This is a genomic window from Paraburkholderia sp. MM5496-R1 (genome assembly GCF_050436205.1).
GTDB lineage: Bacteria > Pseudomonadota > Gammaproteobacteria > Burkholderiales > Burkholderiaceae > Paraburkholderia > Paraburkholderia tuberum.
The window spans coordinates 2,637,243-2,650,696 of the sequence record NZ_JBNDLT010000002.1 but is presented as its reverse complement, the minus strand read 5'-3'; the positions used below and the strand labels follow the sequence as shown (position 1 = coordinate 2,650,696).

The window sequence follows — 13,454 nt, the reverse complement described above, 5'->3', positions numbered from 1 at the left end:
CTTCGCGTCGCAATGCTGATTGAGCATCCGATCGCCCTTGATCTGCACCCGGCCTTACGGCTTCGAAAGACAAAGCCCGCGCAGCACGTCATCGGTCGAATTGAACCGAGCTGCCAGCTCAATTCGGGCCGCCACCGCGCGTGCGCATGCCTTAAGCTGCGAATCCACAGCCCCTCTACGACGACCGTGACCGCTACGAGCCCACTTGCCCCCACGCGCCAGCACATTCTGAGCGAAGCCACTGCCCTCGGCGCCACCGGGCAGTTCGCCGACGCACTGGCGCTGCTTGCACCGCTCGTCGGCGCGAAGGCCACGCCCGAGGACGCGGAGCACGCCGATGCGCTCAACCTCGCGGCCATGTGCGCCACGGGTGTGGGCCAGCCCGCGCAGGCGCAAGCTCTATGGTTGCGCTGCATTCAAGCGAAGCCGGATTTCGCCGACGCGTATCTGGGGCTCGGAGCGATGCTCGCGACCCTCAATCAGCTTGCCGAAGCGGAAGCGGTTTACGGGCGGCTTGCCGCGATACGCCCCGATGACGCCGATGTCCACAGCAATCGCGGGATCGTGCTGCACCGTCTCGGACGGCATGACGCGGCCCAGGCCGCGTACCGGGTGGCGCTCGCACTTCGCCCGGACCACGTCGACGCGAACTACAACCTCGGCATCGTGCTTCATGAACAGCGCCGCCTCGACGAAGCGGAGGCGGCCTATCGCACAGCGCTCGCCGTGAACCCGCAATTTGCCAAGGCGAACAACAACCTCGGCAATCTGTTGCGCGAACGCGGCCGGATCGAAGAGGCTGAAGAAGCGTATCGGCAGGCGCTGCTCGCGCACCCGCAATATCCCGAGGCACTGAACAACCTGGGGGCGCTTTACAGGGCGCTCGGCCGGCTCCGGGAAGCCGAGCTGGCTTGCCGCCTCGCGCTTCAGATCCGCCCCGCCTATGCGGACGCGCTCAACAATCTCGGCTGTGTGCTCACCGAACTCAAGCGCCTGCCCGAGGCGGAGAGCGCCTACCGGCAGACGCTCGCGTTGCGCCCCGCCTTCGCCGAGGCGCACTACAACCTCGGCTGCGTCCTGCACGCACTGGACAAACTGGTCGATGCCGAATGCGCGTATCGCGAGGCGCTTCGGCTCGCGCCGAACCGCGTCGAAGCGGCCAATAACCTGGGTTGCACGCTGCTTGCGCAAGCGCGCCTGCCCGAGGCTCTCGCGGCGTTTCGCCACGCGCTCACGTTGCGTGCCGACATCGCCGAAACACACTTCAACATCGGCAGCATCGTGAAAGAGCTCGGCGACCCGGAGCAAGCCGAAGCCGCCTACCGCGGCGCGCTCGCGCTGCGCCCCGACTACGGCGACGCGAAGTTCCGTCTCGCCACGCTGCTCATCAGCATGGGCCGCTTCGAAGAAGGCTTTCTCCTCTACGAATGCCGCTACGAGATGCCTGGGTTCGCGCATCACGCCACGCAGTCGATGCTGAGGTGTCCGCGCTGGCGAGGCGAGCCGCTCGCCGGCAAATCACTCCTCGTTTGGCAGGAGGATGGACTCGGCGACATGCTGCAGTTCGGGCGTTATCTGCGCCTGTTGAAGGCTCAGGGCGCCGCGCACGTCGCGTTTGCCTGTATGGCACCGCTACAACGCCTGTTCGCCGATGTCGATGGAGTCGACGCGGTGCTCAGTCATGACGAAGCCTCGGCGCGCGCCGGCGATTTCGATTGCTGGATCAGCGCGCTCAGCGCACCGCTGTATCTGGGCACGACGCTCTACACGATTCCGCCTCCCCTGTGCATCACCCTGGCCCCGTCGCGCGTCGAGCATTGGCGCGCGCGCCTTGCCGTGCTGGGCGCGGGACACCGGGTGGGTCTCGTCTGGAAGGGCAACCCGAAACACCACAACGACGTGCACCGTTCGCTACCGTTGCTCAACACACTGGCGCCGCTCTGGAGCCTGCCGGGCGTGAAGTTCGTGAGCCTGCAAAAGGGCGCGGGGGAAGACGAAGCGCTGTCATTCCCTGCGAGCCTCCCGATCCTGCCTCTCGGCGCGGATCTCGAAGACTTCACCGACACGGCGGCGGTCATCTCGCAACTCGATCTGCTGATCTGTGTGGACACTTCGACGGCACATCTGGCGGCCTCGCTCGGCAAACCATGCTGGGTGCTCTTGCCGGCACGCGATGTGGACTGGCGGTGGATGCACGGCCGTGACGACTCGCCGTGGTATCCCAATACGGTTCGCCTGTTCAGGCGAGGGCTGGATGAACCGTGGGTCGCAGTCGCGGAGCGCGTGCGACAGGTTTGCGCTGCATGGTTCGGCGTGTGATATCAACGCCGCGCTTGCGCTGAAGTGAGGCTAGTCACACATGCCGCGAAACACCACGGCAGCGATCATAGGCGCGCAGAGCACGAGCAGCAAAGGCATCGAGGCGAACCAGGCGGTGTCGCAGATGGGCCAGATGACGCAGCGGAACGCGGCGGCGGCCAGTTCGTTGCACGACCATGCCGGTCAACTGGTTCAGCAGGCCTCGGCTTTCAGGGTGGCTTGAAGCGGCTTCCGGGCTCGCGCAGAAAGTTTTCCGGTCGTCGGCGTTGCTGGGGCGTGATGAGACCGGCAACTGATGCTGGAAGCACGCCATGTTGGAGCGCAAGACGTTGGTTCTGACGCCACGACAAAAAACTAAAGGCCCCAGGCTTTCGCCAAAGGGCCTTGTTTTATCGGGTTTTCTGCGAACCCGGATCATGCCTAATCCTGGTGCGCCCGGCTGGGATCGAACCAGCAACCCCTGCCTTCGGAGGGCAGTACTCTATCCATTGAGCTACGGGCGCTTCACCACAAAACTGCGGGGAATCTACGCGAAAGCGCGCCAACCAGAACGGACGCGACGCCAACGCGAGAGACCGCAAGGATACCCGGTTTCGGCCGAACCGTCCACAGGACAGCCTCCGACGCCCATCCCAGCGTCTTCCCCGAGCTCTGCCATCGTCCATGCCGATCCGGGTAAACGCCTGCTGAACACCGTCCTGGCCCCCTCGCCGCCGCCGAAAGCTTGCGTCTATAATCGTCCGTGGCTGATAAAGAACAAGAAGTTGCCGTCGCGCTGTACCGCTCACATACCCACGGAGACGAGACAAGCATGAGCGAAGCACCACACGGAGCCCCGATCAAAACCCCAGCACAGCTCATCGCCGCGGTCATCGCCGGGTTTGCTGTGCCGATCGTCATCATCGTTCTGCTCGCCGTCTACGTCGATAATTCGACGCGCACCGGCGCCGGCACCGACTCTCTCTCCGAAGCCGAAGTCACCTCCCGCATCCATCCGATCGCCCAAGTCGAGATCCGCGACGCCAACGCACCGCGCGTCTACAAGACCGGCGAGGAAGTCTACAAGGCGGTCTGCTCGGCGTGTCACGCGTCGGGTGCCGCAGGCGCGCCGAAATTCACCAACACCGCCGACTGGGCGCCGCGCATCGCGCAGGGCTTCGACACGCTGTGGCACACCGCGCTGTCCGGCAAGGGCGCCATGCCGCCGCGCGGCGGCACGAGCCCCGACGACTACAGTGACTTCGAGATCGCGCGCGCGGTCGTCTATATGGCGAACAATTCGGGCGCGAGCTTCCCCGAGCCGGCGCTGCCGGCATCCGGTGCGGCAGCGGCATCCGGTGCAGCAGCGGCATCCGGTGCAGCAGCGGCATCCGGTGCAGCAGGTGCATCGAATGCGGGCGCGGCCCAGGCCGCCGCGGCGATGGCCGCAATGGCCAGCGTGCCGCAGACTCCCGCCCCGGCAGCAGGTGGCGCGCAAAGCGCGGACGCCTCGCAGGCCGGCAAAGCGCTGTATCAGTCGGTATGCCAGGCCTGTCACGCGACCGGCGTGCTGAACGCGCCGAAGTTCGGTGACAAGGAAGCATGGGCGCCGCGCCTGAAGGACCCGATGAACACCGTCTATAACTACGCGCTGCACGGCAAGGGCGCGATGCCGCCGAAGGGCGGCTCGAACGCATCGGATGCGGACGTGAAGGCCGCGGTCGACTATATGGTCAGCGCGGTGAAGTAAAGCACGCGGCATCGGTCGTCGCTGAAATGAAAAATCCCTGCATGCGCTAACGCGATGCAGGGATTTTTTATGTGCAATCGCAAGCAACCGCACCTGGTGGGCACTTGCCGTCCCGCCCGCTCACGACTTCTGCAACAACGCCTTCAGGCTCGCGAGCCGGTCCTTCGGCGACATCGGCGCTTCTTCCGGTGTCGGCGGCGGCGCATCGTCGAGCAGCATTTCGTTGATGAAGCGCGACGCCTCGCAGACGACCGTCTCCCGCGCCCGCTTGCGCTTCTTGCACCAGTTCAGATGCAAGCTGCGCTGCGCGCGCGTGATCGCGACGTACATCAGCCGGCGTTCCTCCTCGATGCGCGCGTCGTCGATCGGCTCGTCGTCCGCGCCGCCGCGATGCGGCATGATGCCTTCCTCGACGCCGACCAGGAACACGTGCGGATACTCGAGCCCCTTCGACGCATGCACGGTCGACAGCCGCACCGCATCCGGATCTTCCTCGCGGCCCTCGAGCATCGACATCAGCGCGACCGTCTGGATCAGCCCGAGCAGGTTCTTGCCGGTGTCGCCGAAGCCGTCGGCGGTGTCGTAGCCGGTCGCCTCGCTGCCGCTGCCGTGCTCCGGCTCTTCCTTCGTGCCCTTGCGCTTGAGCCACTCGATGAACTCCAGCACGTTCTGCCACTTCGCCTGCGCCTGGCGTTCGTCGAACGCGTCGTACAGATACGCTTCGTAGTGGATCGCCCCCATCAGCTCATTGAGTAGCGTGCCCGCCGCGTCCTTCTCCGCGCGGTCGGTCAGGCGCTGCATGAAGTCGCAGAACGCGCGCATCGGCTCGATCTGACGCGGCGACAGACGCGCCTCGATGCCGCCCATGTACACCGCCTCGAACAGCGACACCTTCGCCTGACCCGCGAACGCGCCGAGCGCCTCCAGCGTCGTATTACCGACGCCGCGACGCGGTGTCGTGATCGCGCGGATGAACGCGGGATCGTCGTTCGCGTTGGCGATCAGACGCAGGTACGCGCAGATGTCCTTGATCTCGGCCTTATCGAAGAACGACTGGCCGCCCGACAGCACGTACGGAATCCGTTCGCGGCGCAGCACCTGCTCGAAGATGCGCGCCTGGAAGTTGCCGCGATAGAGGATCGCGTAGTCGCGGAAATTCGCGCGCCGCTCGAACTTGTGCGCGGACAGCCGAAACACGACGGACTCCGCCTCGTGCTCCTCGTCGTTGCAGCCCGTCACCGTGATCGTGTCGCCCATACCGTGCTCGGACCACAGCTTCTTCTCGAACAGCTTCGGATTGTTCGCGATCACGTTGTTCGCGGCGCTCAGGATGCGCACCGTCGAGCGGTAATTCTGTTCGAGCTTGATCAGGTGCAGGTTCGGGAAATCCTTGCCGAGCTGGCCGAGGTTTTCGAGGGTCGCGCCGCGCCAGCCGTAGATCGCCTGATCGTCGTCGCCGACCGCCGTGAACGCCGCGCGCTTGCCGGCCAGGAGCTTCACCAGTTCGTACTGGCATGCGTTGGTGTCCTGATACTCGTCGATCAGCAGATAGCGCAGCTTGTTCTGCCAGCGGTCGCGCACCTGCTCGTTGCTCGCGAACAGTTCGGCGGGCAGGCGGATCAGATCGTCGAAATCGACCGCCTGGTACGCATGCAGCGTCGCCACGTAGTTGCGATAGACGATCGCCGCCTGATGCTCGTCCTCGGTCGAGGCGGTCGCGATCGCCTGCTCGGGCATGATCAGGCCATTCTTCCACAGCGAGATGATCGACTGGATCTTGCGAATGAAGCCCTTGTCCGTCGAGCCGACCTGCTCCTGGATCATGCCGAAGCAGTCGTCGGAATCCATGATCGAGAACTGCGGCTTCAGGCCGACATGCTCCGCCTCCTGACGCAAAATCTGCACGCCGAGCGAGTGGAAGGTACACACCGTCAGCTGGTTCACGGGCACCTTGCGGCCCTCCTTGCCGGGTGCGGTCAGCGTCTTGCCTTCGAGCAGCTTGCCGACGCGCTCGCGCATCTCCGCCGCGGCCTTGTTCGTGAACGTGACGGCGGCGATGTGGCGTGGCTCGAAGCCCTTCGCTTCGATCAGGTGCGCGATTTTCTGCGTGATCACGCGCGTCTTGCCGCTGCCGGCGCCGGCGAGCACGAGACAGGGACCGTCGAGATAACGGACCGCTTCACTTTTGAGCGGGGTTCAGGCCTGCGGACATCGTTTGTGGATGGGTAATACGGTTGAGGGCCGCTGAGGTCGGACCGGCGGGTGGCGCCGGCCGAAGGCCCGGGGCATGCTGCGCGGCGCAATGCGCGCGAGAGGTGCGATGTTAACATGGCCACCGCGATGGCCACTGCGATGACCACCGCGATGGACGCCCTCGTTGGATGCCTCGATGGTTCGGACGCCCCGACGGGCTGCGCGCAAGGCCGGCCGTCATGCTCAGCCCCCAGTCCAGCCCACAAATGCCACAATGAGCAGATTGCGCGCCGCCGCCGCGGTGGCAAGGCGGCGCGCCGCTCCTCCAGGAAGACTCGCATGTCCGCATCGCTGAAAATTGGATTGATGGGCTACGGCTTCGCCGGCGCGACGTTTCACGCACCGGTGATCGAACACTGCGGACGCGCGAGGGTCGCCGCGATTGCGACCGGGCAATCCGAGCGCGCGCACGCCGACTTTCCGCACGCGAAAATCGTCGCCGATCTCGACGCGCTGCTCGCGCTCGACGACATCGACTGCGTCGTGATCGCGACGCCCAACGACACCCACTTCGACCTCGCGCGCCGCACCCTCGAAGCCGGCAAGCACGTGGTCGTCGACAAGCCTGTCACGCTGAGCGCCGCCGACGCCCACACGCTTGCCAATATCGCGCTCGCGCGCGGCAAGCTGTTCGCGCCCTTTCACAACCGCCGCTGGGACGGCGATTTTCTCACCGTGCGCGATCTGCTCGCGCGCGTGGAACTGGGTCGCCTCACGCAGTACGAATCGCATTTCGACCGCTTCCGGCCGGGCGTGCGTCAGCGCTGGCGCGAAGACGTGACGCGCGGCGGCGGTCTGCTGTTCGATCTCGGTCCGCATCTGATCGACCAGGCGCTCGCCCTCTTCGGCGCGCCGCGGACCGTATCGGCGACGGTGCGCACCCATCGCGACGACGCAAGTGCACCCGACTACGTGCACATCCAGCTCGGCTATGACGAGTTCGAGGTCGTGCTGCACGCAAGCGCGCTGACCGCGTTGCCGGGAGCGCGCTTTTCGATCCACGGCACGCGCGGCAGCTACGTGAAGTACGGCCTCGACACCCAGGAAGATCAGCTGAAAGCGGGCCTGCGCCCCGGCGACGCAGGCTTCGGCGCCGGCAACAACCCCGGCGTGCTGCGCGTGCTCGAAGGCGACGAGGAAGTCGAGTGCGAATTGCCGACCCGCAACGGCGAGTACGCAGGCTTCTATATTGCGTTGGCCGACGCGATCCAGAACCGCGTCGCATTTCCGATCAGCACGCGCGACGCGGTCGACGTGATGACGATCATCGACCTGGCCGCGCGCAGTTCCGAGCAAGGCGTGCGACTGCCGTTCGAGCGCATTCGCTGAACCCCGCCCCGCTGCGCGTCGACACCGCGCCACCACGATCTGTGTACCAAAAACGGGACCGCCTTTAGCGCCGCGAAGGCTGTCGGCGCGGGCTTTCCTGACGCTCCGGAAAGGAACATAGCGTTACAAATTCGCCCGCTGCCAGGTCAGCGGGCGTTCTTCGTCAGCCGTTGCTAGTGAGGTAGCAACCCAACACGACAACGACTCCAGGAGAATCCATGTCTCGAATCATCCGTGCCCTTGTTGCATGCGCGCTGCTCGGCTCCGTCGCCGCCTGCGTGGTAACGCCCCCGCCGGCGCCGCATCCGGGCCCGACTCCGCAGCAGATCGCGGACCAGCGTCTGCATCAGGTCGACGGCCGCATCGACAATCTCGCGCACCGTATCGATAACCGCGTGAATCAGGGCTATTACCCGCCGCCGCAAGGCGCCGCGCTGCATCATCGTCTCGAGACGATTCGCCAGGAAGCGCATGACATGGCCGCCCAGCATGGCGGCGGTTTGTCCGCGGAAGAACAGCGCGTGCTGAATCAGGAACTGGACAATGCGGCTCATGCGATCGGCGAGTGAGTCAGCGAGCAAGTGGGCAAACCGAATCGGCAAACGAGCCACCAGGTGAGCCCCCACTACCGCTCATCGTGCGGTCACGGATGGCACCGGGAGAAGCAACTGAAAAGCGCGGGCACCACGGTCCGCGCTTTTCTTTTTGACGCCCCCGAACAGCCACAGCCGGCCCCACACCGCTCCCGGGCCTTTATTTGACAAGCCCCGGCCCGTCGCGTAAATTCGCCGCACGCGTCGGGAGAGCGTGCTGGCAGGCGAAAAATCGCAGGCCGCGCCGCCGAAGGGGCACACCCGCAAACTCTCAGGCAAAAGGACCGACCGCGTCGAAAAACCCGTCTTCCGGCGGCTTTTTCGCACTCTGGAGAGCGGCAGTAGCCATCCGCGTCGCACGTCGTGCACCGCAGGCAGGCTGCCCACCGAAGGGGCGCGCGTTTCACCGTGACGGATCGAGCTCATTGAGCCAGTCGCGGCGGCGCAATCTCTCAGGTATCGAGGACAGAGGGGTCATGCAGAACCACGCTCGCAGGCACACGGCCGCGAGGCAGTGCGCCGCATGGCCTTTTTTGTTTCGCGAGATGCCCGAGGCCCCATGACCGAACTCAAACACACCCCGCTCCACGCCGCTCACCGCGCGCTCAATGCTCGCATGGTCGACTTCGGCGGCTGGGACATGCCCGTCAACTACGGCTCGCAGATCGAGGAACATCGCGCGGTGCGTACCGACGCCGGCATGTTCGACGTGTCCCACATGTGCGTGGTCGACTTCACCGGCGAGCGCGTCCGCGCGTTCTTCGAATACGCGCTCGCGAACAACGTCGCGAAGCTGCAAACGCCGGGCCGCGCGCTCTACTCCTGCATGCTGAATCCGAACGGCGGCGTGATCGACGATCTGATCGTCTATTACTTCGCCGAAGACCACTTCCGCGTGGTCGTCAACGCCGGCACCGCCGACAAAGACATCGCCTGGTTCGGCCAGCTCAACGCGGGCGGCTTCGGTCTCACCATCACGCCGCGCCGCGATCTGGCGATCGTCGCCGTGCAAGGCCCGAACGCACGCGAAAAGGCCTGGCAAACCGTGCCGGCCGCGCGCGCCGCGACTGAAACGCTGAAACCGTTCAACGCCGCGCGCGTCGACGGCACGCCGTTCGGCGAGCTGACCGTCGCGCGCACCGGCTATACCGGTGAAGACGGCTTCGAGATCATCGTGCCGGCTACCCACGTCGAAGCGCTGTGGAATGCGCTCGCGGCCCGCGGCGTGCGCCCGGCCGGTCTCGGCGCGCGCGATACGCTGCGCCTCGAAGCCGGCATGAACCTCTACGGCCAGGACATGGACGACAATGTCTCGCCGCTCGACGCCGGCCTCGCATGGACCGTCGACCTGGCCTCGCCGCGCGAGTTCGTCGGCAAGAGCAGCCTCGAAGCCGACGGCTCGCGCGCCGCGTTCGTCGGCCTGATCCTGCTGAAGGAAAACGGCAAGGCCGCGGGCGTGCTGCGCGCGCATCAGAAAGTCGTCACGCCGCACGGCGACGGCGAAATCACCAGCGGCACGTTCTCGCCGACCATGCAGGAATCGATCGCCTTCGCGCGCGTGCCGAAGGGCGTGCAGCCGGGCGACACCGTGCACGTCCAGATTCGCGACAAAGCCTGTCCCGCAAGCGTGGTAAAACTGCCGTTCGTGCGCAACGGCAAGGTGCTGGCGGTCTGAGCGGCCGGCGCACGCCCCTACATTCAAACACTACCGAACATACCGTTCAGGAGCATCCAATGAGCATCCCGGCCGAACTGAAATACACCGAATCGCACGAATGGGTCCGCACCGAAGCGGACGGCACGCTGACGGTCGGTATCACCGACCACGCGCAGGAAGCGCTCGGCGACATCGTCTTCTTCGAAGTCCAGGAACTCGGCAAGTCCGTGACCGCGGGCGACACCGTCGCCGTGATCGAATCGGTGAAGGCCGCCTCCGATATCTACGCGCCGGTCTCGGGCGAAGTCATCGAGGCGAACACGACCGTCGCGGACTCGCCCGACACCGTCAACAGCACGCCGTACGACAGCTGGCTGTTCAAGATCAAGCCGGCCGCCGATGCGTCGCTCGACCGTCTGCTCGACGCCGAGGCCTACGCGAAGTCGATCGGCGCCTGAGTCGCCGTTTGTTTTAACCGTCAGGCGCGGCGCTCGCACAACGGCGCGCCGCGCCGCCAGGAACACCCATGAAGCTCGAACACCCGGATCGTCTGATGAACCGCACTCCTCTCTCGCTCGCCGCGCTCGAAGTGCACGACGCCTTCGCCGAACGGCATATCGGCCCGGATACGGCCGACCAGCAAGCGATGCTCGAAGCACTCGGCTTCGCGTCGCGCGCGGCATTGATCGACGCCGTCATCCCGAAGACGATCCGCCGCACCGAAGCGCTGCCGCTCGGCCCCTTCGCGCAACCGAAGAGCGAAGCCGAAGCGCTCGCCGCCTTGCGCGAGCTCGCGGACAAGAACCAGGTGTTCCGCTCCTACATCGGCCAGGGCTATTACAACGCCCATACGCCGACGGTGATCCTGCGCAACGTGCTCGAAAATCCGGCCTGGTACACCGCGTACACGCCGTACCAGCCTGAAATTTCCCAAGGCCGTCTGGAAGCGCTCCTGAACTTCCAGCAGATGGTCACCGACCTGACCGGCCTCGCGATCTCGAACGCATCGCTGCTCGACGAAGCGACCGCCGCCGCCGAAGCGATGACGCTGCTGCAACGCGTCGGCAAGCCGAAGTCGAACGTGTTCTTCGTTGCCGACGACGTGCTGCCGCAGACCATCGAAGTCGTGAAGACGCGCGCGACGCCGGTCGGCATCGAAGTGAAAGTCGGCCCGGCCGCTGAAGCCGCCGACGCCAACGCATTCGGCGTGCTGCTGCAATACCCGGGCGTGAACGGCGACGTGCGCGACTACCGCGCGCTGACCGAAGCGATCCACGCGGCGGGCGGCCATGTCGTCGTCGCCGCCGACCTGCTCGCGCTGACGCTGCTTACGCCGCCGGGCGAATGGGGCGCGGACGTCGCGGTCGGCAATACGCAGCGTTTCGGCGTGCCGGTCGGCTTCGGCGGCCCGCATGCCGCGTACCTCGCGGTGCGCGACGAATTCAAGCGGCAAATGCCGGGACGTCTGGTCGGCGTAACCGTCGACGCGCAAGGCAACCCCGCGCTGCGTCTCGCGCTGCAAACGCGCGAGCAACACATCCGCCGCGAGAAGGCGACCTCGAACGTGTGCACCGCGCAGGCGCTACTCGCGATCATGGCGAGCATGTACGCGGTCTATCACGGCCCGCGTGGCCTGAAGACGATCGCACTGCGCGTCAATCGCATCGCCACGCTGCTCGCCGAAGGCGCGAAGCAGCTTGGCTATAAGCTCGTCAACGAAACTTTCTTCGACACGCTCACGTTCGACACCGGCGCCCGCACGCAAGCGCTGCACGACGCGGCTACGGCCAGGCGCATCAACCTGCGCCACGTGAGCGCGACGCAAGTCGGCCTGTCGATCGACGAAACTACCACGCGCCACGATCTGGCCGACCTGCTCGCGGTGTTCGCTCAAGCGGCCTTCGCGAGCGACGTGCCGCAAGTCGACGCGCTCGACGCCGCGCTCAACGCATCGAACTCTGCGTCGGTGCCGGCCGCGCTCGAACGCACGAGCGCGTACCTGACGCATCACGTGTTCAACCGTCATCATTCGGAAACGGAAATGCTGCGCTATCTGCGCAGCCTGTCGGACAGGGACCTCGCGCTGGATCGCTCGATGATCCCGCTCGGCTCCTGCACGATGAAGCTGAATGCGACGTCGGAAATGCTGCCGGTCACGTGGCCCGAGTTCGGCCAGATCCATCCGTTCGCACCGACCGAGCAAACCGTCGGCTACCGCGAGCTGATCGATCAGCTCGAAGAGATGCTGGTCGCCGCGACCGGCTATGCGGCCGTGTCGCTGCAGCCGAACGCGGGCTCGCAGGGCGAGTACGCGGGTCTTTTGATCATCCACGCCTATCACGCGTCGCGCGGCGAAGCGCATCGCGATGTCTGTCTGATTCCCGCTTCGGCGCACGGCACGAACCCGGCGTCGGCGCAAATGGCCGGCATGCAGGTCGTGGTCGTGGCATGCGACGCGCAGGGCAACGTCGATATCGAAGACCTGAAGAAGAAGGCCGCGCAGCACGCCGATAAGCTCGCGGCGATCATGATCACGTACCCGTCGACGCACGGCGTGTTCGAGCAGAACGTCCGCGAAATCTGCGAGATCGTGCATGCGCACGGCGGCCAGGTGTACGTGGACGGCGCGAACATGAACGCGATGGTCGGCCTGTGCGCGCCGGGTCAGTTCGGCGGCGACGTCTCGCACCTGAACCTGCACAAGACCTTCTGCATTCCGCACGGCGGCGGCGGACCGGGCGTCGGTCCGGTCGCGGTCGGCGCGCATCTCGCGCAGTTCCTGCCGAACCAGACTTCGTCGGGCTACCAGCGCTCGGAGGATGGCATCGGCGCGGTGTCGGCCGCGCCGTACGGCTCGGCGTCGATCCTGCCGATCTCGTGGATGTACATCGCGATGATGGGCGCGAAGAACCTGAGCGCCGCGACCGAAACCGCGATCCTCAACGCGAACTACGTCGCCAACAAGCTCGCGCCGCACTATCCGGTGTTGTACTCGGGCCCCGGCGGCCTCGTCGCACACGAGTGCATTCTCGATCTGCGTCCGATCAAGGACACGAGCGGCATCACCGTCGACGACGTCGCGAAGCGCCTCGCCGACTATGGCTTCCACGCGCCGACGATGAGCTTCCCGGTACCGGGCACGCTGATGGTCGAACCGACCGAGTCGGAGTCGAAGGAAGAGCTCGACCGCTTCATCGAGGCGATGATCGCGATCCGCGAGGAAATCCGCGCGGTCGAGGAAGGCCGCGCGGAGCGCGAGGACAATCCGCTGAAGCACGCGCCGCACACGGCGGCGGTCGTGATCTCGGACGACTGGAAGCACGCGTATGCGCGCGAGACCGCAGCCTACCCGCTGAAGACGCTGATCGCGAACAAGTACTGGCCGCCGGTCGGTCGCGCAGACAACGTGTACGGCGATCGCAACCTGTTCTGCTCGTGCGTGCCGATCGCCGATTACGAGTAAGCAGCGCGAGTCGGCGAGACGTCATGCGCGGCGCGGTGAAGGTCCGTCGGCGTTTGCGAGCGGTCCACCCGCGGTCCTGTCGTTGAAAGCCGCAACCGGCTAACATCACAC

The 13,454-nt window shown here is 65.8% G+C and carries 8 protein-coding genes, 1 tRNA gene, 1 pseudogene and 2 riboswitches; of the genes and pseudogenes, 7 read left to right on the top strand and 3 right to left on the bottom strand.

The window, feature by feature from the left end; genetic code table 11:
* Nucleotides 1-186 precede the first annotated feature (186 nt).
* On the top strand, nucleotides 187-2,319 hold the full coding sequence (locus OKW38_RS19145) for a tetratricopeptide repeat protein (RefSeq protein WP_429362697.1): 2,133 nt from the start codon (nucleotides 187-189) through the stop codon (nucleotides 2,317-2,319).
* Between the two features lie 34 nt (nucleotides 2,320-2,353).
* Here OKW38_RS19145 and OKW38_RS19140 read toward each other — a convergent pair whose 3' ends face one another.
* A complete protein-coding gene (locus tag OKW38_RS19140) occupies nucleotides 2,354-2,737 on the bottom strand; it encodes a hypothetical protein (RefSeq protein ID WP_429362695.1) in 384 nt (127 codons plus the stop codon).
* A 9-nt stretch (nucleotides 2,738-2,746) separates the two neighbouring features.
* Nucleotides 2,747-2,822 (bottom strand) — tRNA-Arg (locus tag OKW38_RS19135).
* 308 nt (nucleotides 2,823-3,130) lie between these two features.
* Here OKW38_RS19135 and OKW38_RS19130 point away from each other — a divergent pair.
* Nucleotides 3,131-4,048, top strand: coding sequence for a c-type cytochrome (locus tag OKW38_RS19130; RefSeq protein WP_429335493.1), 918 nt, complete (start codon nucleotides 3,131-3,133; stop codon nucleotides 4,046-4,048).
* A 120-nt stretch (nucleotides 4,049-4,168) separates the two neighbouring features.
* Here OKW38_RS19130 and OKW38_RS19125 read toward each other — a convergent pair.
* Nucleotides 4,169-6,260: pseudogene (locus tag OKW38_RS19125) on the bottom strand (UvrD-helicase domain-containing protein).
* A 320-nt stretch (nucleotides 6,261-6,580) separates the two neighbouring features.
* On the opposite strand from OKW38_RS19125, the gene OKW38_RS19120 reads away from it, so the two are divergent.
* From OKW38_RS19120 to gcvP, 5 genes are all read left to right on the top strand, one after another.
* The gene (locus tag OKW38_RS19120; protein ID WP_429362693.1) at nucleotides 6,581-7,630 is read left to right on the top strand and encodes an oxidoreductase; all 1,050 of its coding nucleotides are present in this window, start codon (nucleotides 6,581-6,583) and stop codon (nucleotides 7,628-7,630) included.
* Nucleotides 7,631-7,848: 218 nt separating this feature from the next.
* A complete protein-coding gene (locus tag OKW38_RS19115) occupies nucleotides 7,849-8,199 on the top strand; it encodes a hypothetical protein (protein ID WP_018418835.1) in 351 nt (116 codons plus the stop codon).
* A 219-nt stretch (nucleotides 8,200-8,418) separates the two neighbouring features.
* Nucleotides 8,419-8,520: riboswitch (glycine riboswitch) on the top strand.
* Between the two features lie 21 nt (nucleotides 8,521-8,541).
* Nucleotides 8,542-8,702: riboswitch (glycine riboswitch) on the top strand.
* A gap of 80 nt (nucleotides 8,703-8,782) precedes the next feature.
* Nucleotides 8,783-9,898, top strand: a complete 1,116-nt coding sequence (gcvT, locus tag OKW38_RS19110) for a glycine cleavage system aminomethyltransferase GcvT (protein WP_429362691.1) — start codon at nucleotides 8,783-8,785, stop codon at nucleotides 9,896-9,898.
* Between the two features lie 59 nt (nucleotides 9,899-9,957).
* Nucleotides 9,958-10,338: a glycine cleavage system protein GcvH gene (gene gcvH / locus OKW38_RS19105; RefSeq protein ID WP_090802422.1), complete on the top strand. Its 381-nt coding sequence runs from the start codon at nucleotides 9,958-9,960 to the stop codon at nucleotides 10,336-10,338.
* Nucleotides 10,339-10,406: 68 nt separating this feature from the next.
* Entirely contained in the window at nucleotides 10,407-13,343 is a 2,937-nt protein-coding gene (gene gcvP, locus OKW38_RS19100; protein WP_429362689.1) for an aminomethyl-transferring glycine dehydrogenase, read from the top strand.
* Nucleotides 13,344-13,454 lie beyond the last annotated feature (111 nt).